Source organism: Psychrobacter sp. SC65A.3, assembly GCF_025642195.1.
Lineage (GTDB): Bacteria > Pseudomonadota > Gammaproteobacteria > Pseudomonadales > Moraxellaceae > Psychrobacter > Psychrobacter cryohalolentis.
Window position 1 is genome coordinate 2,371,011 of sequence record NZ_CP106752.1, and the last position, 20,208, is coordinate 2,391,218.

Consider the following 20,208-nt stretch of genomic DNA (forward strand, 5'->3'; position numbering starts at 1 on the left):
GAATAAAAATAGCGATACCTATTTAACCGAGTAAGCCGTTAATAGATATGATAATGCTTGCCTATATTAGGCAGCGAAGTCAGATTTTCAACCAGTACAGACTGGCGATGATAAAAATACTTTATAAAACACCGCCTACTAAAAATAAGAAGCCCATGCTATCACTGATAACATGGGCTTCTTTAGACTGATTTCTTTACTAATTCATCAATAGCAAATTAGTTTTTGTCTTTATCGATGATTTTATTGCCACCGATCCAAGGCATCATACCACGTAGCTTAGCGCCCGTGATTTCAATTTGATGCTCTGCATTGTTACGACGACGAGCCGTCATTGATGGATAGTTGGTTGCGCCTTCACTGATGAACATTTTTGCGTATTCGCCAGATTGAATGCGTTTTAGCGCATTACGCATGGCTTCACGTGATTGCTCATTGATCACTTCAGGACCAGTCACATATTCGCCATATTCAGCGTTGTTACTGATTGAGTAGTTCATGTCAGCGATACCGCCTTCATACATCAAGTCGACAATAAGCTTTAGCTCATGTAAGCACTCAAAGTAAGCCATTTCTGGTGCATAGCCAGCTTCAGTTAGGGTTTCAAAGCCCATTTTTACTAGCTCTACTGCGCCACCACAAAGAACCGCTTGCTCACCAAATAGGTCAGTTTCAGTTTCATCTTTAAAGGTCGTTTCGATAATACCTGAACGTCCACCACCAACACCAGCAGCATAAGATAGTGCTAATTGCTTGGCTTGACCTGACGCATCTTGATAGATAGCGATAAGATCTGGGATACCACCGCCTTTGGCGAATTCTGAACGAACGGTATGACCTGGTGCTTTTGGTGCCACCATGATGACGTCAAGATCGCTACGTGGTATAACTTGGTTATAATGAATCGCAAAACCATGAGCAAAGGCCAGTGTCGCGCCCTGCTTGATGTTTGGCTCAATCACATCGTTATAAAGCTCTTTTTGGAACTCATCAGGCGTCAAAATCATGATGATGTCAGCCGCTTTTACCGCCTCTTCTACTTCAGCAACTTTTAAGCCAGCATTTTCTGCTTTCTTCCATGAGCCTGAGTCTGCACGTAGACCGACCGTCACATCGACGTTTGAATCTTGTAGGTTAAGCGCGTGCGCATGACCTTGTGAACCATAACCAATAATGGCAACTTTTTTACCTTGGACGATTGATAGATCACAATCTTTATCATAATAAACGTTCATAAACAGAGTCCTTTTCCTAAATCATGGCGTACCATGGATAAATAAACACTTAAATTATAGTCACCTTATCGAAGTGATTGGTGAGATAAGCGCTATGTTGATGTTGAATAAATAAGTTTGAAATACTATATTTTGAAGATCATAAACGCTGATTATAGGCTTAGCGTTTTGTCACCACGAGCAATACCAATGACGCCTGAACGTACTACTTCCATGATACGTTCGCGACCAATAACATCAATAAAACCATCGAGCTTAGCTTTATCGCCGACGATTTGAATCGTATATAAGTTCGCGTTGACGTCAACGATCTGTGCACGAAAAATATCGGCACTGCGTTTGATCTCTTCACGTACACCGCCCGTCGCACGTACTTTTATTAGCATCAACTCACGTTCGACGTGTACGGTATCTGAGAGATTAAGCACTTTAACCACTTCGATCAATTTATGCAATTGCTTGGTGATTTGTTCTATTTTTTCAGGTGACGTGACTGTCGTTACTGTCAGACGTGAAATACTTGGATCATCAGTAGGCGCGACGTTTAGTGTTTCGATATTGTAGCCACGTTGTGAGAACAAGCCGACTAAACGCGACAACGAACCCGCTTCGTTTTCCATCAATACCGAAATCAGATGTTGTTGTTGCATTAGGTACGCTCCCCTTTTGTTAACCACATATCACGCATCGTTTGCCCAGCGATTTGCATCGGATATACATGCTCATTACGATCGACGTAAACATCGATAAATACCAACCTGTCTTTTATTGCCATGGCTTCAGCCAATTGTGCTTCCATGGTCGCAGGATCAGTAATCTTGATACCGACGTGACCATAGCTTTCAGCAAGCTTGACAAAGTCTGGTAAAGAATTCATGTAAGAGTGTGCGTGACGACCTTCATACAGCATATCTTGCCACTGTTTTACCATACCCAACTGTGCATTATTCAAGTTTAGGATTTTAACTGGCAAATCATACTGCAAACAGGTAGACAGTTCTTGGATATTCATCTGAATAGAGCCTTCACCGGTAATACAAACCACATCACGCTCAGGATTAGCAAGTTTGGCTGCCATCGCATATGGCAAGCCAACGCCCATAGTACCAAGACCACCTGAGTTCAGCCATTGACGTGGCTCATTATAGGTATAATAAAGCGCGGCAAACATCTGATGTTGACCCACGTCACTCGTGATAATCGCATTACTATTAGTCACTTTATCTAAAGCTTGAACGACCGCTTGTGGCTTAATACCATTATCGGTACTGGTGTCATAACGCAAACCATGACGCTTGCGCCACTCATTAATCTGTGACCACCAATCCAATAACGCCGGTTGGTCTAACTCTTTATCTTCGCCAATAATGTCTATCATGTCAGTAAGCACTGATTTCACATCGCCAACGATAGGAATATGAGCAAAGATCGTTTTTGAGATAGACGTTGGGTCAATATCAATATGAATAATCGTCGCATTTGGACAGAATTTTTTGACGTTATTGGTCACGCGATCATCAAAGCGTGCCCCAACTGCCAATATAACGTCAGAATGATGCATGGTCATATTGGCTTCATAAGTGCCATGCATACCAAGCATACCCAAGAACTGCTCATCAGAGCCAGGAAAAGCACCCAAACCCATTAAGGTATTGGTGACTGGTAGGTTTAAACGATGGGCAAGCGCCGTTAATTCTTTATAGGCATTACCTAAAACCACACCGCCACCAGAATAGATAATCGGGCGCTTAGCCGCAAGTAAGGTTTCAACCGCCTTTTTGATTTGACCACTATGACCTTTTAATGACGGCTGATATGAGCGTATAAATACCTCTTTTGGATATTCATAAGCAAATTTTTCGCTAGGCGCAGTCATGTCTTTTGGCACATCGATGACAACAGGACCCGGACGTCCAGACTGTGCAATATAAAAGGCTTTTTTGACAATCATTGGGATTTCGCTAGCATGGCGAACTTGAAAGCTATGCTTCACGATTGGACGTGACACACCAATCATATCGGTTTCTTGGAAAGCATCTTCACCGATCAGACTACTAGGCACCTGACCTGCGATGATCACCATCGGTACAGAATCCATAAAAGCAGTGGCAATAGCTGTCACTGTATTGGTCGCACCAGGACCTGAAGTCGCTAGCACCACACCCGTGTTGCCAGTTACTCTTGAATAAGCATCTGCCATGTGACCTGCGGCTTGTTCATGACGTACCAGAATATGCTCAACATTGTCTTGTTGAAATAAGGCGTCATAGATATGAAGAACCGCACCGCCTGGATAACCAAAAATGTATTTGACGCCCTCATCCGTTAGTGCTTGCACCAACATCTCAGCGCCAGATAGCATGACAGGCTCATTGCTTCCTTCGGCAAGGCGTTGCTGCTTTTCAGGGAAATTCTTGGCAGCATGACCCGTTTGGGTATGTCCAGTCATATTCGGACTTTGCGTGGTTTGCGTCACTGTCGTCACCTTTTTTTGTGGCAAGAATATGTGCCCGCTACGTCTAAGTTACGCTGTGTTATAAGACAGCATACTACTCAAACATAGCAATATATTTAAGGTCAGCTTTGCGACAGGATTTTATCGATATACAGTGACAAGATGCGAGTGCATCTATAAAAGAAGCTTATTATTTGTAGTGCATATAAGGTTGCGCTAATGACAAATAGACGGATACAGAATGATAGAACAAATCTCAAAGCTTATATTTTATAGCTTATATCATGTTATATGATTACGAAATCTTATAACCTGTTTGATGAGGAGATGTTAAAAACACACATGACACTCTATTTTTGCAACAGCAAAATCTTACGAGACACAGTAATAATAAGTTTATCTTAGTCATTGTAGACAGATAAGTCCGGAGACAATAAATATAGATTTGAATAGCATTATTACAAGCGCTATTTATTTTATATCATTGTCACAAAGATAATAAGGCTAAGCAAGCTACCGATAAGCAACCCGTAGTCCTTATTTTCAAGTGCCACGGCAATATCATAAAAGCCGCTCACTGACCAATCAACTGCTATTATATTCGATGGTTTGTGAGCTATTGTCAAGAAAAACTTCTAAACCCTATCCCCAACTATTGGTTATTAAACAATGTACATTCATAAGTATTATTTGCTAGAATCAAGCCATTATGTATTTATATTGTTATCGATTCTATTAACCCTTATGCTTAACTGAACGATAGCTGTATTTTTTACCCATTAAGAGGGCTGTTACTATGGCACAAGCGTCTACGATAAGCACTGCTACCAAACTACTTATCAGTGTCAGCACTGCGTGTATGTTCATGCTACCAATGAGCGCCACTCATGCCATTCAGGTATACAAATCTATTGGCGCACATGGCGAAGTCAAATACAGCCAATATGCGCCGCAAAATGGTAGGAATATCGAAGTTATCGAGTTTCGTAGTGACGGTAGACAGAGCAATGCTGGACAGCTGGCAGGTAAAACCCAAGCCAATCAGAGTGCGCCGCAAAGCACAGAAGAACAGCGCGTTGCCCAATTAGAAGCACGCATCAAAGAGCAAGAAGCCCAAGCGAATGCCCAGCGTTGTCAATCGTTACGCAATAATTTAACCAATCTAAATGTGGGCGGACGTATTTATGAGATGGATGCCAATGGCAAACGTCAATATCTAGATGGTCGTGAGATTGAGCTTAAGCGTGAACGTGTCCAACAAGCCATTACCCAGTATTGTGGCTAATCTTCAATTTGATGTTTAAACACATTTAGCTAAGGTGACATTAAATCGTTAAAGGCTATCTATTATGAGATGCATCACATGACGGATAGCTGCTGGCATATCTTGAGCTTGCAGACCTCGCTGCCCCACCAATAATAAATTATCATCGTTATTTCTCGACTGGTTGACTAGAACATCGCCTGCTAATCCATGGATAATGACTGCTTGGTGCAAACTGCGTAGTTCATGTTTTAAATCATCTTGTGCCCATAGTCCAGTAATGACACCTGCAAGTACATCACCCATACCAGCGGTCGCCATGCCAGCATTGCCCACACCGCATACATAAACCTGCGGTTGAGCTGATTGCTGCTCCAGAATTAACGACCCTGCTCCCTTTAACACCCAATCACCGCCATAAATTGCTGCACACTCTGTTATTGCAGCCAATCTATCATTTTCTATCTCATTTACCTTTTTATTTAATAATCTAGCAGCTTCCCCACTATGTGGCGTTAAACACACTTGATAATTTTTACTATGTGTTTTTAGCTCGGCTATCAGCATATGGTTTTCCCGATGCAATGAAGCCAAATGATAAAGACCATCGGCATCAATGATTATAGGCTTACCTTCGGCTACCGCAGCCTGCAGATATTCAGTAAATAGCAATTTTGCTTTTTCATCACGCCCCAGGCCCATACCAATAGCAATCACACCGGCCTCTTTAATTAGGCGTTTTACTCCTTTGGTATCATGCAAATCCATGCTCATTGCATCTGGTAGCGAGGTTAATAAAGCCCCATGGTAAGCCTTATGGCAGGCAACTGTTATTTTACCACTGCCCGTCGCCATCGCGCTCGATGCCGATAATATGGCTGCTCCGCCCATGCCTTGTGAGTTATCAATACGATTGCCGCCAATGATTAATACATGCCCATAGCTGCCTTTATGGCTGTTTTGTCTGCGTGGCTTTAATCGATAAGGCGAATTAATAAGGGTGGCGATAGGAATAAGCGCGTTATTATTTGCTAGATGAGGTATCAGCGGTATATCAATCACGGCGCCGCTATAATCGAGCCCGTCTTTGGTATGCAGACCAAATTTACGTGCGATCAGACATAAGGTCACATCTGCGGCTATCGCAACACGCTCAAATACCTGACCAGTAGAGGCAACCAAGCCACTTGGGATATCAACCGCGATGACCAATGCTTTAACATGCTCTGTTACTTCGTTGAAAGCGCAAATTGCTTGCTGATAAATAGCGCTCGCTGCACGATTGAATCCAATACCAAATATCGCATCGATATAAACATCCGCCGGCAAAGCGCTCATGCTTCTATCATCGATATTTTCAAAGCATTGATATTTACAATCAGCAGATAGTGCCAGCTGTAACGCCTTTGTCGCATCAGCAATTGGGTTTTTATTATCTTCATTAGAACTTTCTATATTATCTTTTATAACAAAATCTTGTTTCTCAAAGCCAACCGTAATGACTTGTACTTGCCAGCCTCTCTGCTGTAAATAATACGCAACAAGCCACCCATCGCCACCATTATTACCTTTTCCGACCCAAACACTGACACGGCACGGACGATTAACAGGACGAGAGGCAATGCCCTGCTTTGCTAATTGCTCATTCAAACATTTTTCTTCATAAAGTATCTCAATATGCTTCACCATTTGCCAAGCCGCTTGTTGCATTAAAGCAAAGCTGTTATTGCCTTGTGCAAACCATGCTTGTTCCATCGCATAGAGCTGCTTGCTGCTATATAGAGCGACAGGCATGGTAGTTTTCGATGACAATTCATTTGACGTTGGCATGACTAACCCTCGATTACTCTTATAAGATTTGGCTGAGTTTATAACTTATTATCGATACAAACCAAAATTGATGTATGTATTTGCTGCTATTGACTTTAAGGTCAATTAATTAGGTTTAATCCATATAAATCTATATTTATATGGATTTATTCACTTTGATACTTGCGCTCTTCGCTCACTGGCTTATCATATCCATATTCACATTATCATTGATCATCAGATATGAGCAATAAATCTCAAACAAACTCTCAAACGCAGATGCCATCATTGCCTACTAGCGTCACTGCTAAAAAGATTGCTATCAATAATACGCATGATTTTACTACTACATCAGATATTAAACACTGGATTAAAGAGACAGCGCAATCGTTAGGGTTTGCAGATTGCGGCTTTTTATCGGTACATCACCCTCTGTTTGTTAAGCAGACTGAACAGTTAAAACAGTGGTTGGCCAAAGGCTATGAAGCACAATTACAGTTTATGCACAGCAATCATCATCTGCGTGCACACCCTGAGCAACTGGTAGAAGGCGCAAAAACTATTATCAGTGTACGTATGGACTATCTTACTCAAACCCCAACACCACGTACTGTGACTGACAATGATTATCCTAACCAAGGTATCATTGCGCGTTATGCCAGAGGGCGCGACTATCATAAAACCATGCGCAGTCGCCTTAAGCAGCTGGCGTTAAAAATCGAGGCAATGCTTCCTGAATGGCAACATCTAGATATTGGCGCTGACACAGATTTTATTTTTAGACCTTTTAGTGACTCAGCTCCTATCTTTGAGCGACCGATTGCTGATGCTGCGGGTCTTGGCTGGACTGGCAAGCATACATTACTCATAAACAAACAAGCCGGCTCGTTCTTTGTGCTCGGAGAGCTGTTTATGAGCCTTGAACTACCTGACGATGAGCCAGTTAAAGAGCATTGCGGCAGTTGCAGCGCCTGTATTGATATCTGTCCCACTCAAGCCATTGTCGCCCCTTATGAGCTTAATGCATCAGCTTGCATCTCTTATCTTACGATTGAACATGACGGTATTATCGATGAAAAATACCGCCGCGCTATTGGTAATCGTATCTTTGGCTGTGATGATTGTCAGCTGATTTGCCCATGGAACCGTTATGCCAATCTGACGCCCGTAGAGGATTTTGCGCCAAGGCATCGCCTTGATAGCAGCAGTTTGCTGGAATTGTGGCAATGGCAAGAAGCAGAGTTTATGAAAAAGACCGAAGGTAGCCCACTTAGACGCACCGGTTATGTGAATTTTCTGCGTAATATCGCTATCGGTCTTGGCAATGCCACTGGTAATCAAGAAATCATCGAAGCATTACAAGCAAAACTGGGGCTACATAACACGATGCTTGACGAACATATAGATTGGGCGATCGCTGAACAGCGTCATAAATTGGATATCTTACTTATTAATAATTAGAAGCCTAATTTTTAACTCTATATTTTATACATAAAAAAACACCTCATATTTTGAGGTGTCTTTATACAGCCAAATTCTAAGTATCCAAAATACTATGAGTGTTTCGATACTTATAACGACTTAAAAAATGATAACTATTTAGGAATACGTAGTACTTGACCAGGATAAATCTTGTCTGGGTCAGACAACATCGGCTTATTGGCTTCAAATATCTTCATATAATCACCAGTTGAACCATAAACATCTTTTGCAATTTTAGATAAGCTATCACCAGATTTTACAGTGTACATAGTCGACTCAGGTGACTGCTCTTCAATATCGATATTATCAATGACTTTAGCCACGTTTTGTACATTACCGATGGCAATAATAGCTTTTTCGCGATCAGCTTGAGTCTTAGCTTTACCGCTAATTTCTGCAGTATCGGTTGACCCATTATACTTAATCTTTAAATCACTAATATTTAGATTTTGCTGCTGAATACGACGAAGTAAAATATTGGCTACTGATTGCGCTGAAGGCTCAGTACTCTGTACTGGTGTATTAGCGTCTGCTTTGGTTTCTACTTTAGCGTCATGCTTGGCGTCATCACGATTAAAGATTTTATCACCAATGTCTTTTGCAAAACTGAACATACCCATATAACTGCTCCTTAAAATATTATTAATTATTATGCATCATTGTTGTTTCGATGATAACGCATATCGGTTATCACCCTTTTTTGCTTACCATTATGAGTATAAGCAAAGGCATGAGCGATAAACAGTAAGAGTATGTTGAGTAATGTTGATTTGGCGTAGCCAATGTTAACGCTAATATTAAATCAGTTGTTATAAGTGTAATAACAATAAAGAGAAATGACAAACATAAAAAAACCGCCTATCTATTAAGATAAGCGGTCATATCGAACCTATTGAGCAAGTCGCTAATTATAGCTGTGCTTGTACGTAGTCGATTGCTTTTTGAACAGTCGTTAATTCTGCTGAATCTTCGTCAGGAATCGTGATGCCAAAATCGCTTTCAAATGACATAACCAACTCAACTAAATCCAGTGAATCAGCGCCTAAGTCTTCCATAAATGAAGCATCATTGTTGATGTCTTCAACATTCATACCTAGTTGCTCAGCTACAGCAGCTTTAACTCTTTGCTCGGTATCATTACTCATGTAGATTTCTCCTTTTTGATCTATTATTTTGACAAACTACTATAATCACGTGGTTAGCCACTATAGTATTGTATATAAATGGGATTTTCAGATCCATATAGCCATCTGAGTGTACTATAACAAGTTATACATTCTGTACTAATATCTAGTAAAGCCTTGCTATCATACATGGCTTTGACTTAAAAGTATTCGACATTATAGCACCCTTTATTATAGTTTACACTCGTTCACACAGTTTTTTATTATAAGTATGTAACGCTTGGGATTCAGCACTAATTGCTATCGCATGTAGGAAAAATGCGACAGCAAACTGCTACATATACATACCGCCATTGACCGGCAAAACAGCACCTGTGATATAACTGGCTTCGTCACTGGCTAAAAACAGTACAGCAGCAGCGATATCTTCTGGTTGACCTAAACGGCTGATAGGTACAGCATCTAACATCGAGTTCAATAAACGCTCATCAAGCTCATCAGTCATGTCTGTTTCAATCAAACCTGGCGCGACGCAGTTAATGGTTACTTGACGTGAACCAATTTCGCGCGCGAGCGTACGGCTAAAACCCTCTACGCCAGCTTTAGTCGCCGCATAGTTAGATTGACCAGCATTGCCCATTTGAGCAACCACAGAGGTAATATTGATAATACGACCACGGCGTGCTTTCATCATGCCGCGGATAGCACGTTTGCTCATACGATAGACAGAAGTTAGATTGGTATCTATCACATTGTCCCAATCTTCATCTTTCATACGCATCAATAAGCCATCTTGAGTGATACCAGCATTATTTACCAATACTTGAACAGCACCATAAACGCTTTCTATCTCTTCAAACAGCTTGTCAATCTGCGCAGTATCGCGTACATCTAAAACACGACCAATACCGCCACTATCATTTAGATAGTCATCAATCTGTGCAGCCCCTTTCTCGGTGGTGGCTGTCCCAATGACAAAATGTCCTTCTTTAGCAAAGCGTTTGGCGACGGCTTTGCCGATACCGCGGCTTGCGCCTGTGACTAATGTGATCGTACGGCTCATGATAATACCTCCAGCAGTTTATCTAGACGAGCGGGCTTGTCAGTCGGATAGCTCATAATTGGATGCGCTTGACGCTTCGCCAAATTACTCAAGACGTTACCACTACCACACTCAATTAAAATATTAATTTGTTTATCTGCCAGCTCTTGCATGGTTTTTGACCACAGTACTGGCTGACTTAATTGTTCGGTTAATGCCTCTTTGATACCTGCCGCACTTGTTTCAACACGTGCATGACGATTTTGAATCACAGGAATCGTTGCTTGATCAAACTTAATCGCGGCAAGTTCTGCTGCCAACGCTTTACTGGCCGGCTCCATCAAAGCGCAATGTGACGGCACACTTACCTTTAATGGAATGGCTTTTTTGCCAGTATTTTGTACTTTATCAATGACTGCATTAACGCCTGCAGCATTACCAGAAACCACAACTTGCCCTGGGCTATTAAAATTTGCTGCGCCAACAATCGCATCATCTACATGCTCGGTTGCTTGCTCACACAGATTTTCGACTCGGTGATCTTCCAAACCTAGTACTGCTGCCATAGCCGTATCAATACCCACTACAGCGTCTTGCATCAATTGACCACGCTTATGTACCAGTTTCACGGCATCAGCAAGTGACAGCACGTTAGCTGCGCAAAGGGCGCTATATTCGCCAAGGGAATGACCAGCTAGGTAACAAGGCTTATCCTTTATTTTTTGTTGTAAGATGCGCCAAATAGCGATACTAGCGGTCAATAAGGCAGGCTGTGTATAGTGCGTTTGATTAAGTTTTTCTTCATCTTGACAGATTGCCCACAAATCTTCGCCTAATGCCGCACTTGCTTCAGTAAAGGTTTCAAGAATTTCAGGATAGGTATCAGCAAGCTCGCTTGTCATACCGACGACTTGTGAGCCTTGCCCAGGAAACAGTATTGCAATACGGGTTGGTTGTTTTTTTATCATATCGGGTACAGAGCCCATAACCAATATTCCTTATTTGATTGGAAACACCCCTAGCGTGAATGGGGCTAATCGTAGAGTTAAAGACTATAATAGGATAGTAATTTTATAGAGCAGTTACTGTCACTAGTCCTTTAAGACAGCATACTCTTATGAAACTATACACTGACATCGGTAATTAACAAAGCTGCTAAAAAGTTAATTGTTTGTCTCGCTTCGATAAATCCTTTGATATGACTTATACTAGATAGCTAATTCTTCATAACTGATGCGTTAAAACGGCCGTCAACAGCTAACAGTCAATAAATAGTACTAAAAACTAATAATGAAAACTATTACTAAAAAACCCATAGCAAAAAGCCAAGTTATCTAGCCACATAATATATGATAGCGAAATAACTTGGCTTTCATTAGCTCAAACCAATTGCTGAATAATAGCCTTATAAAGAACATCGACAGTCATGAAAACCATCATCATCTTTAGCAGCCATCAAATAACAATAAATTAAGCGTCTTGACTTACTTTAAACAACTGACGACCACGATAAAAGCCATCTTTGGTCATGTGATGACGACGATGTTTTTCACCAGTAGTAGCATCAACGCTTATTTCAGCGATTTCCATACGATGATGTGAACGGCGCATGTCACGACGTGAACGACTTTTACGACTTTTTTGAACGGCCATGATATAGCTCCTATACTTAAAAGGGATAAGCTTGAAATTCAGCTTTAATCGACACTGACAGAGGCTATATAATCACAACAACCTAAGTCTTACGCATCATTAGTTAAATAGATTGCCACGTATTAAAGTGTTGATTACGTCTAAAATCTATAGTTAGTCTGCAAGGTTAGCTTCTCTCTGCCAATGGCAGATTGCTAGAATGCAATAAACGGGACATTATACGCATGTTTAACGGATTAATAAAGCCCTGCTTTTCACTCTTCTGCATAAAGCGGGCAAAAATATAATAGAACATATCTTTTATAAATGCCGTTTATAGCGTTATAAGTTACCTTTCAAAGATGCTAAAGCAGCAAAAGGATTTTCGGTTTCTTCTTCTTCAGGTATTTCACCAAACTGCTCAACACTCATTTCACAGTCATCATGTTTTGGCGCCATTGGCGTTTTGAGCAAAATTTCATCTTCTACCAATTTTTTAAATGGTAATAGTCGCTCTGGCGATTGCTCAGTGACAATTTCGTCTAACAATAAATAATCTTGCTCTTCATTAACTAGGCGTATTTGGCTTTCATTATCAAGAAGCGCAATATCATACTCATCACTCAAATCAATAGCAATCGGTTGCAGACAGCGCTGGCAAGTCAGCCAGACTTCACCAGTCAATGTGAAAGCCAAATGCAGTACATTGTTACGACGATACAGAGTGGTATTTAGCACAATATTTGATTGTTCATGCTCGCTAGCTAAAATAGTCGCAAGACGCTCAAAAGAGCTGGGAGCTTCTTCACCTGCCCATTCAAAGCCAGTGTCTTCCCACTTATTTAAAGAGATGTTATCAGGCATGCTGGTTGACGTAGGCACTTGTACGTTACTAGCATGAAGCGCTGACGGCTTGTTATCTTGGGTGCTTGACATACGCGGCCTCATTGATCAAAAACGGTGTATAATATTGCCTGCCATACTAACGGAAAGCGCCCTGTTGCGCTAGCGCTAGTATGTTAATATTTTTTGGCAATTTCCTTGTCATTGTTTACCTAAAGAGATAGGACATCCTGCTCTATCATCCTTTACTTGGTTAAAGTTTTATTTATGATATCGCCTACCGTTTCTCCTGATTTTTCCAATTTATTATCTACTATTGATGCCAAAAATTTATTACACCGTTTGAATGAATTGCAAAGTCAGAAAACAAATCCTACTGAACATAGTATCAATCTTGAGGAAGATGCCTCATTAAAAAAACTGTCATTACAGTGGCAATATTTGGCTAATAACTATTTGATTCATTCTGCTAAAGAGATCATTGAGCCTATCAAAGTATGCGAATTTATTCAAAATAGTTTAACCGATCTTAATTTACAAAATGAATTATCGTTTGAAGGTATTGAGCGAGCACTGACTGATTGGCTTATTGATCTATTTAATCATTTATTTATCAGCAAACAGGTTATCTTGGTTCGTAGTACTGGCGAGCCCGAATACTTTCCTGCCCAGAGCAATCAACCCGCAAGAATTGAGTTTGCTCATGGATTTTTTGCTAGTGCATTGCATGAAATAAGCCATTTTTGTATGGCAGGTGAACGACGTAGACAACTACCTGACTTTGGCTACTGGTATGCACCTGACGGACGCTCAGCGGCTCAGCAGCAGGCATTCGAACGTGTTGAGGTTAAGCCACAAGCTATAGAGTGTTTGTTTACCTTAGCTTGTGGACGACCTTTTCAAGTATCACAAGACAATTTATTTGCAGATTTTGATACCAGTGGTAGTACTTTTGCTCAAGATGTTTATCAACAAGTTCAAACATATATTACTAAACCAGATACCTTACCATCTGATGCTAAAACCTTGCTACAAGCTTTACTCACTATCTGCGCCATATCTTAGCTAAACCTACAATGTAAGAGTTTTATTATTGTCATCAAAACTCATTACACGACTGGCTATTGTTAACGATTTTATACTTACGTTAACGCCTTGCCCATAAACTTATATTTACTTTACGCTATACTACTTAATAAAGCCGTATTTTAATCTTTAGTACAAAAAGCAAAGTTCATCAATCAAATTCTAATAATTATAAAATAAGGAATTATTATGCAAGTATTTTATATTCATCCAGAAAATCCACAGCCACGGCTGATTGAGCAAGTAGCGGATTTATTACGTAAAGATCAATTGATTATTTATCCGACTGATACCAGTTACGCTTTCGGCTGTCGCTTGGGCGCAAAAGATGCCTTGGAGAAACTAAAAAAAATACGCGCACTTGATGATAAACATCAATTCACCCTACTTTGCCGTGATCTAAGTGAGATTGCGAATTATGCTGCAGTAGACAATGTACAATTTAAACAGCTTAAAGCGCATACACCAGCACCAATTACCTTTATTTTAAACGCCACCAAAGATGTACCTAAGAAGCTGGCACATGCAAAGAAAAAAACCATTGGTATTCGTGTTCCAAGTAATGCTATTGCCCAAGCTTTATTAGAAGCGATGGATGAACCTATTTTGACCAGCTCATTAATACTACCGAATCGTGATGATATATTAGATGACCCTTTCGAGATCGAAGAATTATTAGGCAATCAGATAGATGGGCTCATTAATGCTGGCATTAAAACCACCAAACTCACGACCATCGTCGATATGACTAGTAGCCAGCCAGAAATCATTCGGCAAGGTGCTGCTGATGTAAGCTCATTGCTGTAGATATAGACATACTGTAAGTATTTAAATATGCACTTCCCTAACGATCATACAAAAATTTAAACGAAAAAAAGCTCCAATTCAATTGGAGCTTTTTTATGTACATATTTTGGTTATTGTAAAATTAGTCGCGATCAACCAATTCTACATAAGCCATAGGCGCATTGTCACCATCACGGTAACCACATTTTACGATACGCAAATAACCACCTGGACGAGCTTGGTAACGAGGACCAAGAGTACCAAATAATTTGCCTACCATAGCTTTGCTACGCATACGGCTAAATGCCAAGCGACGGTTAGCAACGCTGTCTTCTTTAGCCATAGTGATCAATGGCTCAGCAACGCGACGTAACTCTTTTGCTTTTGGTAAAGTTGTTTTGATCAGTTCATGCTCAAATAATGAGTTGGTCATGTTCTGAAACATTGCCTTACGATGACTGCCGGTACGACCCAGCTTGACTCCACTCTTACGATGGCGCATAGTCAAAAATCCTTAAAGTTTAACGGCTACGATAAGAAAAGCGATCATCAACACGTAAATCAGCTGGTGGCCAGTTATCTAGGCGCATACCAAGCTCCAAATCTTTAGACGCTAGTACGTCTTTGATTTCTGTCAATGATTTCTTACCAAGATTTGGGGTTTTTAGAAGTTCAGTCTCTGAACGCTGTACCAAATCACCGATATAGTAAATGTTTTCAGCTTTTAAGCAGTTGGCTGAGCGAACCGTTAGTTCAAGATCGTCCACAGGGCGTAATAGCACCGGATCAACCTCTTCTTTTTCTTTCACAGGCTCAGGCGCTTCTTCAGCTTCTAGGTCAACAAAGATAGAAATCTGTTGTTGTAATATAGTGGCTGCTTTACGAATTGCTTCTTCTGGATCTATAGTGCCATTTGTTTCAAGCTCAATGATAAGACGATCAAGATCGGTACGTTGTTCTACACGTGCGTTCTCAACCTGATAAGCAACACGAAGCACAGGACTAAAACTTGCATCAAGCTTCAAGCGTCCAATTGCTTTAGTATCACCATCTTCACGGCGCTGGTTTGCTGGCTCATATCCACGACCCATCACTACGCGCAAACGCATCTTTAGATGACCACGGTCACTCAATGTACCCAATACCAATTCTGGATTGATGATGTCTACATTGTGCGGTAACGTGATGTCTGCAGCAGTAATAGTGCCTGGACCTTGTTTATCCAAGGTCAAAAATACTTCATTTTGGTCATGAAGGGTGATTGCTAAGCCTTTTAAGTTCAAAAGCAAATCAAGCACATCTTCTTGTAGTCCTTCAAGCGTTGAGTACTCATGGTCAACACCATCAATCTCAGCTTCAATGACTGCAGCACCAGGTAATGAAGATAACAAGATGCGACGTAAGGCATTACCCAAGGTATGCCCAAAGCCGCGTTCTAACGGTTCGAGCGTGACTTTCGCAATCGTTTCATTAACCGTATCCACGTTGATGGCGTTCGGCGTTAGAAACTCAGTTGCATTTAGCATCATGATGTCACCTCGATTTATTAAACTGGTTTAATTAACGTTAATTGCTCAATGCCATGTGAACAGCATCGAGCAGTACGTTACTTACTTAGAGTATAGCTCAACGATTAAGCTTTCGTTGATTTCAGCAGGTAGATCAATACGATCAGGCGCTTTTTTGAACGTGCCCTGTAGTTTGCTGTGATCAACATCTAGCCATTCTGGAATACCACGTTGGGTAGCCAGCTCAATTGCGTTTTTAATACGTAATTGCTCGCGAGACTTCTCTTGGATAGCGATGACATCACCATCTTGCAACTGAATTGATGGAATATTCACACGAATAAACTCATCACGGCCAGCTTTTTTCACCATAACAGTACGATGGCTAACTAACTGACGTGCTTCAGCGCGCGTAGAGCCAAAGCCCATACGATATACTACGTTATCAAGACGGCTCTCAAGCATTGCTAACAAGTTTTCACCAGTAGCGCCACGCTTACGAGCAGCTTCTTTGTAGTAGTTGGCAAACTGACGCTCTAATACACCGTAGATACGCTTAACTTTTTGTTTTTCACGTAACTGTAGAGAGTACTCTGAGCTTTTGTTACGGCTAACACCATGTTGACCAGGTGGACGAGCCGATTTTTTCGTTTTTACGTCGTATGGTTTAACACCAGACTTAAGACCTAAGTCAGTGCCTTCACGACGTGATAATTTGAGTTTTGGTCCAATATAACGGGCCATTGTTATGTCTCCTATAAGCTTCTATTATAAAAAGCTTCGTCTTTAATATTAGACGCGGCGCTTTTTCGGCGCACGGCAACCATTGTGTGGGATTGGGGTTACATCAGAGATGCTGTTAACTTTATAACCCAATGCACCTAGTGCTCTTACCGCAGACTCACGACCCGGTCCTGGTCCTTTGACCAAAACATCGATGTTCTTAACACCATATTCTTGAGCCGCTTTACCAGCGACTTCAGCTGCAACCTGAGCTGCAAATGGTGTAGATTTACGTGAACCACGGAAGCCTTGTCCACCTGAAGTGGCCCAAGCCAATGCATTACCTTGACGATCGGTAATCGTAACAATGGTGTTATTAAAAGACGCATGGATATGGGCAATGCCCTCCGATACTGAACGACGAGCCACCTTTTTGCGACTGCGAGTGTCTTTTGCCATCTTTTAGCTTCCTAAGTTAATTATCTTTTGAGAGGGCGTGTCGGACCCTTACGAGTACGAGCGTTGTTCTTGGTGTTTTGACCTCTAACTGGTAAGTTACGACGATGGCGGATGCCACGGTAACAACCAAGATCAACCAAGCGCTTGATATTCATTGACACTTCACGACGAAGATCACCTTCAGTCATGTATTCTGCAACTTGTGCACGGATAGCATCTAACTGTGTATCATCTAACTGACTGACTTTAGTACTAGGGGCAATGCCAACTGCTTCTAAGATTTTCTGAGCAGTGGTACGACCTACACCAAAGATGTAAGTTAGTGAAATAACAGCATGCTTATTATCCGGAATGTTTACGCCGGCAATACGAGCCATTGATTTCTCTCCATTAAAGAAAAATACCCTTATTGATTAAAATAAAGTGTTATTTTTCAGATTTGTTGCTGTCAATACTAAAGCTTTTATAATTATTATCGCTGCTTCGAGTTGGTAAACCAATCTATTCATTGATCATTTCATAAAAGATTTTGCATAAACTACGGCAAGTGGCGGATGATATCGCATCCGCCGTCATTTTTCAAGTATTAATTTAATAAGCAAGCCAATCACTTAAAACTGACTTGCTTAAATTATTAACCTTGGCGTTGCTTGTGGCGAGGTTCTGCGGTACAAATGATATGTACACGGCCTTTACGGCGCACAACTTTACAGCTACCACAAATCTTTTTAACTGATGCTTGAACTTTCATAGCATACTCCTTTGAGATATCGTACCGCTCATTTAAGGTTGAGTGGGCGATTGAATTAACGTCTGATCATGATATTGATGGGTCATCAAATGCGCTTGAATCTGCGAGATGAAGTCCATTACCACAACCACCATAATCAGTAACGACGTACCACCAAGTTGAAACGGCACACCAAACGATGACTGCACGACCATTGGCATTAAACAAATAACCGTCATATACATCGCGCCAATAAAGGTCAATCGGTTTAATACATGATCGAGGTAACGCTGAGTTTGTTGTCCTGGGCGAATACCTGGGATATACGCACCACTACGTTTAAGGTTTTCAGCCACTTCACGCGGACTAAATACCAATGCCGTGTAGAAGTAACAGAAAAAGATAATCATTGCACCAAATAGAACGAGATACAGCGGCTGTCCTGGGGACAACACCAATGCCATATTTTGCAATATCTTTTGCGTCAAGGTAGGATCAGGCGATTGACCAACCCACTGCCCTAAACTTGCAGGAAACAATAGCAATGAACTAGCAAAAATAGCAGGAATAACCCCTGCCATATTTAGCTTCAACGGCAAATGTGATTGCTGCTGAGCGTAAATCTTGCGACCTTGCTGTTGTTTTTGCGCATAATTGACAGGAACACGGCGCTGAGCACGTTCAATATAGACGATACCCGCAGTAACCGCGACACCTAACAGTGCAAAGATAAAGAGGACAATCAAGTTCATTTGACCTTGGTTGACCTGTTCAATAGACTGCGAAATCATACCTGGCGTACCAGCCACAATACTCGCAAAAATGAGCATTGAGATACCATTACCTACGCCGCGCTCTGTAATCTGCTCACCAAGCCACATTAAGAACATAGCACCAGCTACCAATGAAGTAACCGCTGGAATATAGAAAGTCAGACCAGAAGATAAAGTAAGATTTTGACTGATTAAGCCAGCACACATCCCTAATGACTGTACTAGAGCTAATGCAAGTGTCCCTTGACGGGTATACTTGTTTAGCTTACGTCGTCCCGCTTCGCCCTCTTTTTTAAGAGCTTCAAGCGATGGCAATACCGCAGACATCATCTGTACAATAATCGATGCTGAGATATATGGCATAATACCAAGTGCCATGATGGACATACGCTCTAGTGCACCACCTGAGAACATATTAAACATGCTCAGGATGGTATTTTCGTTGCGCGAAAACAGATCAGCCAAATTAACCGGATTGATACCCGGTACCGGGATATGCGACCCAAAACGATAAACAATCAATGCGCCGATTAAGAATAACAAACGCGTCCATAGCTCATCATACTTACGTATAAAGGCAAAAGGATTAAGCGGTATACCAGTCGATGACATTGATTGCTTTGACACGTTACTACTCCTCGATGCTACCACCAGCAGCTTCGATTGCTTGCTTAGCGCCTTTAGTCACTTTGATACCTTTAAAAGTATAAGCTTTAGTGACTTCACCCGACAACATAACGCGCGCACGCTTCATGTCACGACGGATAAGGTTAGCAGCTTTCAAAGTTTCAATACTAACGACATCGCCTTCAATTTGGCTCAGTTCAGACAGACGAACTTCAGCAGTCGTCATAGCCATTTTACTGGTAAAACCAAATTTTGGTAGACGACGATATAAAGGCATTTGACCACCTTCAAATCCTGAGCGTATGCTAGAACCTGAACGAGACTTCTGACCTTTTACACCACGACCACCAGTTTTACCAAGGCCTGAACCGATACCACGACCACGACGTTGGGCAGTTTTCTTTGCGCCAACACCTGGTGATAATTCATTTAATCTAAGACCCATTACGCTTCCTCCACTTTTACCAAGTAGTTAACGCGATTGACCATACCACGAGTTGAAGGAGTATCTTCTACTACAACAGAATGATTAATACGGCGTAAACCCAATCCTTTCAAGCATGCTTTGTGGCTCTTGAGGCGATGGGCACCCGATTTGAATTGAGTGACTTTCATTTTTTTCATCGTAAC

Annotated in this window: 23 protein-coding genes; 4 read left to right on the forward strand and 19 right to left on the reverse strand. The window is 41.3% G+C overall.

The window, feature by feature from the left end; genetic code table 11:
• Nucleotides 1-218: 218 nt before the first annotated feature.
• From ilvC to OEG80_RS09990, 3 genes are all read right to left on the reverse strand, one after another.
• Entirely contained in the window at nucleotides 219-1,235 is a 1,017-nt protein-coding gene (gene ilvC, locus OEG80_RS09980) for a ketol-acid reductoisomerase (RefSeq protein ID WP_011279823.1), read from the reverse strand.
• Between the two features lie 152 nt (nucleotides 1,236-1,387).
• Nucleotides 1,388-1,885, reverse strand: coding sequence for an acetolactate synthase small subunit (gene ilvN / locus OEG80_RS09985; RefSeq protein ID WP_020442822.1), 498 nt, complete (start codon nucleotides 1,883-1,885; stop codon nucleotides 1,388-1,390).
• Nucleotides 1,885-3,597 carry an acetolactate synthase 3 large subunit gene (locus OEG80_RS09990; RefSeq protein ID WP_011512876.1) on the reverse strand — a complete coding sequence of 571 codons (1,713 nt, stop codon included), beginning with the start codon at nucleotides 3,595-3,597 and terminating at the stop codon, nucleotides 1,885-1,887. Before OEG80_RS09990 ends, ilvN begins: the two co-directional genes overlap by 1 nt.
• 889 nt (nucleotides 3,598-4,486) lie before the next feature.
• Here OEG80_RS09990 and OEG80_RS09995 point away from each other — a divergent pair.
• Nucleotides 4,487-4,975, forward strand: coding sequence for a DUF4124 domain-containing protein (locus tag OEG80_RS09995; protein WP_263240680.1), 489 nt, complete (start codon nucleotides 4,487-4,489; stop codon nucleotides 4,973-4,975).
• 48 nt (nucleotides 4,976-5,023) lie between these two features.
• Here OEG80_RS09995 and OEG80_RS10000 read toward each other — a convergent pair whose 3' ends face one another.
• On the reverse strand, nucleotides 5,024-6,784 hold the full coding sequence (locus OEG80_RS10000) for an NAD(P)H-hydrate dehydratase (protein WP_263240682.1): 1,761 nt from the start codon (nucleotides 6,782-6,784) through the stop codon (nucleotides 5,024-5,026).
• A 222-nt stretch (nucleotides 6,785-7,006) separates the two neighbouring features.
• On the opposite strand from OEG80_RS10000, the gene queG reads away from it, so the two are divergent.
• On the forward strand, nucleotides 7,007-8,224 hold the full coding sequence (gene queG, locus OEG80_RS10005; protein WP_263240683.1) for a tRNA epoxyqueuosine(34) reductase QueG: 1,218 nt from the start codon (nucleotides 7,007-7,009) through the stop codon (nucleotides 8,222-8,224).
• Nucleotides 8,225-8,358: 134 nt separating this feature from the next.
• Here the strand turns inward: queG and lysM are convergent, their stop codons facing one another.
• From lysM to OEG80_RS10035, 6 genes are all read right to left on the reverse strand, one after another.
• Nucleotides 8,359-8,865 carry a peptidoglycan-binding protein LysM gene (lysM, locus tag OEG80_RS10010; protein ID WP_011512872.1) on the reverse strand — a complete coding sequence of 169 codons (507 nt, stop codon included), beginning with the start codon at nucleotides 8,863-8,865 and terminating at the stop codon, nucleotides 8,359-8,361.
• A 288-nt stretch (nucleotides 8,866-9,153) separates the two neighbouring features.
• Nucleotides 9,154-9,390 (reverse strand): acyl carrier protein, encoded by a 237-nt coding sequence (acpP, locus tag OEG80_RS10015; protein ID WP_011279816.1) that lies wholly within the window; start codon nucleotides 9,388-9,390, stop codon nucleotides 9,154-9,156.
• A gap of 313 nt (nucleotides 9,391-9,703) precedes the next feature.
• Entirely contained in the window at nucleotides 9,704-10,438 is a 735-nt protein-coding gene (gene fabG / locus OEG80_RS10020; protein ID WP_226939375.1) for a 3-oxoacyl-ACP reductase FabG, read from the reverse strand.
• Nucleotides 10,429-11,397 (reverse strand): ACP S-malonyltransferase, encoded by a 969-nt coding sequence (fabD, locus tag OEG80_RS10025; protein ID WP_011512870.1) that lies wholly within the window; start codon nucleotides 11,395-11,397, stop codon nucleotides 10,429-10,431. The genes fabG and fabD overlap by 10 nt, the downstream gene beginning before the upstream one ends.
• 484 nt (nucleotides 11,398-11,881) lie before the next feature.
• A complete protein-coding gene (gene rpmF / locus OEG80_RS10030) occupies nucleotides 11,882-12,064 on the reverse strand; it encodes a 50S ribosomal protein L32 (RefSeq protein ID WP_011512869.1) in 183 nt (60 codons plus the stop codon).
• Between the two features lie 321 nt (nucleotides 12,065-12,385).
• Complete coding sequence (locus OEG80_RS10035) at nucleotides 12,386-12,979, reverse strand: YceD family protein (protein ID WP_020442816.1); 594 nt, start codon at nucleotides 12,977-12,979, stop codon at nucleotides 12,386-12,388.
• A 174-nt stretch (nucleotides 12,980-13,153) separates the two neighbouring features.
• Here OEG80_RS10035 and OEG80_RS10040 point away from each other — a divergent pair, with 174 nt between their 5' ends.
• Together OEG80_RS10040 and OEG80_RS10045 are read left to right on the forward strand one after the other, a co-directional pair.
• Complete coding sequence (locus tag OEG80_RS10040; protein ID WP_263240685.1) at nucleotides 13,154-13,951, forward strand: elongation factor P hydroxylase; 798 nt, start codon at nucleotides 13,154-13,156, stop codon at nucleotides 13,949-13,951.
• Between the two features lie 210 nt (nucleotides 13,952-14,161).
• On the forward strand, nucleotides 14,162-14,779 hold the full coding sequence (locus OEG80_RS10045; protein ID WP_263240686.1) for an L-threonylcarbamoyladenylate synthase: 618 nt from the start codon (nucleotides 14,162-14,164) through the stop codon (nucleotides 14,777-14,779).
• A 121-nt stretch (nucleotides 14,780-14,900) separates the two neighbouring features.
• Here the strand turns inward: OEG80_RS10045 and rplQ are convergent, their stop codons facing one another.
• From rplQ to rpmD, 9 genes are all read right to left on the reverse strand, one after another.
• Nucleotides 14,901-15,260 (reverse strand): 50S ribosomal protein L17, encoded by a 360-nt coding sequence (gene rplQ, locus OEG80_RS10050; RefSeq protein WP_011279809.1) that lies wholly within the window; start codon nucleotides 15,258-15,260, stop codon nucleotides 14,901-14,903.
• Between the two features lie 19 nt (nucleotides 15,261-15,279).
• Complete coding sequence (locus OEG80_RS10055; protein ID WP_011279808.1) at nucleotides 15,280-16,287, reverse strand: DNA-directed RNA polymerase subunit alpha; 1,008 nt, start codon at nucleotides 16,285-16,287, stop codon at nucleotides 15,280-15,282.
• A gap of 81 nt (nucleotides 16,288-16,368) precedes the next feature.
• On the reverse strand, nucleotides 16,369-17,010 hold the full coding sequence (gene rpsD, locus OEG80_RS10060) for a 30S ribosomal protein S4 (protein WP_011512865.1): 642 nt from the start codon (nucleotides 17,008-17,010) through the stop codon (nucleotides 16,369-16,371).
• Between the two features lie 48 nt (nucleotides 17,011-17,058).
• Nucleotides 17,059-17,448: a 30S ribosomal protein S11 gene (rpsK, locus tag OEG80_RS10065; RefSeq protein WP_010196728.1), complete on the reverse strand. Its 390-nt coding sequence runs from the start codon at nucleotides 17,446-17,448 to the stop codon at nucleotides 17,059-17,061.
• Nucleotides 17,449-17,468: 20 nt separating this feature from the next.
• Nucleotides 17,469-17,825 carry a 30S ribosomal protein S13 gene (rpsM, locus tag OEG80_RS10070; RefSeq protein ID WP_011512864.1) on the reverse strand — a complete coding sequence of 119 codons (357 nt, stop codon included), beginning with the start codon at nucleotides 17,823-17,825 and terminating at the stop codon, nucleotides 17,469-17,471.
• Nucleotides 17,826-18,082: 257 nt separating this feature from the next.
• Complete coding sequence (rpmJ, locus tag OEG80_RS10075; protein WP_010196721.1) at nucleotides 18,083-18,199, reverse strand: 50S ribosomal protein L36; 117 nt, start codon at nucleotides 18,197-18,199, stop codon at nucleotides 18,083-18,085.
• Between the two features lie 32 nt (nucleotides 18,200-18,231).
• Nucleotides 18,232-19,563, reverse strand: coding sequence for a preprotein translocase subunit SecY (secY, locus tag OEG80_RS10080; protein ID WP_011512863.1), 1,332 nt, complete (start codon nucleotides 19,561-19,563; stop codon nucleotides 18,232-18,234).
• A 19-nt stretch (nucleotides 19,564-19,582) separates the two neighbouring features.
• Nucleotides 19,583-20,023, reverse strand: a complete 441-nt coding sequence (gene rplO, locus OEG80_RS10085; protein WP_011512862.1) for a 50S ribosomal protein L15 — start codon at nucleotides 20,021-20,023, stop codon at nucleotides 19,583-19,585.
• Complete coding sequence (gene rpmD / locus OEG80_RS10090; RefSeq protein WP_011512861.1) at nucleotides 20,023-20,202, reverse strand: 50S ribosomal protein L30; 180 nt, start codon at nucleotides 20,200-20,202, stop codon at nucleotides 20,023-20,025. The genes rplO and rpmD overlap by 1 nt, the downstream gene beginning before the upstream one ends.
• Nucleotides 20,203-20,208: the final 6 nt, after the last annotated feature.

What these genes read in the sequence shown, in the direction of transcription:
- ilvC (WP_011279823.1), bottom strand. Translation starts at nt 1,235, where the DNA reads ATGAACGTTTATTATGATAAAGATTGTGATCTATCAATCGTCCAAGGT.
- ilvN (WP_020442822.1), bottom strand. Translation starts at nt 1,885, where the DNA reads ATGCAACAACAACATCTGATTTCGGTATTGATGGAAAACGAAGCGGGT.
- OEG80_RS09990 (WP_011512876.1), bottom strand. Translation starts at nt 3,597, where the DNA reads ATGCTATCTGGCGCTGAGATGTTGGTGCAAGCACTAACGGATGAGGGC.
- OEG80_RS09995 (WP_263240680.1), top strand. Translation starts at nt 4,487, where the DNA reads ATGGCACAAGCGTCTACGATAAGCACTGCTACCAAACTACTTATCAGT.
- OEG80_RS10000 (WP_263240682.1), bottom strand. Translation starts at nt 6,784, where the DNA reads ATGCCAACGTCAAATGAATTGTCATCGAAAACTACCATGCCTGTCGCT.
- queG (WP_263240683.1), top strand. Translation starts at nt 7,007, where the DNA reads ATGAGCAATAAATCTCAAACAAACTCTCAAACGCAGATGCCATCATTG.
- lysM (WP_011512872.1), bottom strand. Translation starts at nt 8,865, where the DNA reads ATGGGTATGTTCAGTTTTGCAAAAGACATTGGTGATAAAATCTTTAAT.
- acpP (WP_011279816.1), bottom strand. Translation starts at nt 9,390, where the DNA reads ATGAGTAATGATACCGAGCAAAGAGTTAAAGCTGCTGTAGCTGAGCAA.
- fabD (WP_011512870.1), bottom strand. Translation starts at nt 11,397, where the DNA reads ATGGGCTCTGTACCCGATATGATAAAAAAACAACCAACCCGTATTGCA.
- rpmF (WP_011512869.1), bottom strand. Translation starts at nt 12,064, where the DNA reads ATGGCCGTTCAAAAAAGTCGTAAAAGTCGTTCACGTCGTGACATGCGC.
- OEG80_RS10035 (WP_020442816.1), bottom strand. Translation starts at nt 12,979, where the DNA reads ATGTCAAGCACCCAAGATAACAAGCCGTCAGCGCTTCATGCTAGTAAC.
- OEG80_RS10040 (WP_263240685.1), top strand. Translation starts at nt 13,154, where the DNA reads ATGATATCGCCTACCGTTTCTCCTGATTTTTCCAATTTATTATCTACT.
- OEG80_RS10045 (WP_263240686.1), top strand. Translation starts at nt 14,162, where the DNA reads ATGCAAGTATTTTATATTCATCCAGAAAATCCACAGCCACGGCTGATT.
- rplQ (WP_011279809.1), bottom strand. Translation starts at nt 15,260, where the DNA reads ATGCGCCATCGTAAGAGTGGAGTCAAGCTGGGTCGTACCGGCAGTCAT.
- OEG80_RS10055 (WP_011279808.1), bottom strand. Translation starts at nt 16,287, where the DNA reads ATGATGCTAAATGCAACTGAGTTTCTAACGCCGAACGCCATCAACGTG.
- rpsD (WP_011512865.1), bottom strand. Translation starts at nt 17,010, where the DNA reads ATGGCCCGTTATATTGGACCAAAACTCAAATTATCACGTCGTGAAGGC.
- rpsK (WP_010196728.1), bottom strand. Translation starts at nt 17,448, where the DNA reads ATGGCAAAAGACACTCGCAGTCGCAAAAAGGTGGCTCGTCGTTCAGTA.
- rpsM (WP_011512864.1), bottom strand. Translation starts at nt 17,825, where the DNA reads ATGGCTCGTATTGCCGGCGTAAACATTCCGGATAATAAGCATGCTGTT.
- rpmJ (WP_010196721.1), bottom strand. Translation starts at nt 18,199, where the DNA reads ATGAAAGTTCAAGCATCAGTTAAAAAGATTTGTGGTAGCTGTAAAGTT.
- secY (WP_011512863.1), bottom strand. Translation starts at nt 19,563, where the DNA reads ATGTCATCGACTGGTATACCGCTTAATCCTTTTGCCTTTATACGTAAG.
- rplO (WP_011512862.1), bottom strand. Translation starts at nt 20,023, where the DNA reads ATGGGTCTTAGATTAAATGAATTATCACCAGGTGTTGGCGCAAAGAAA.
- rpmD (WP_011512861.1), bottom strand. Translation starts at nt 20,202, where the DNA reads ATGAAAAAAATGAAAGTCACTCAATTCAAATCGGGTGCCCATCGCCTC.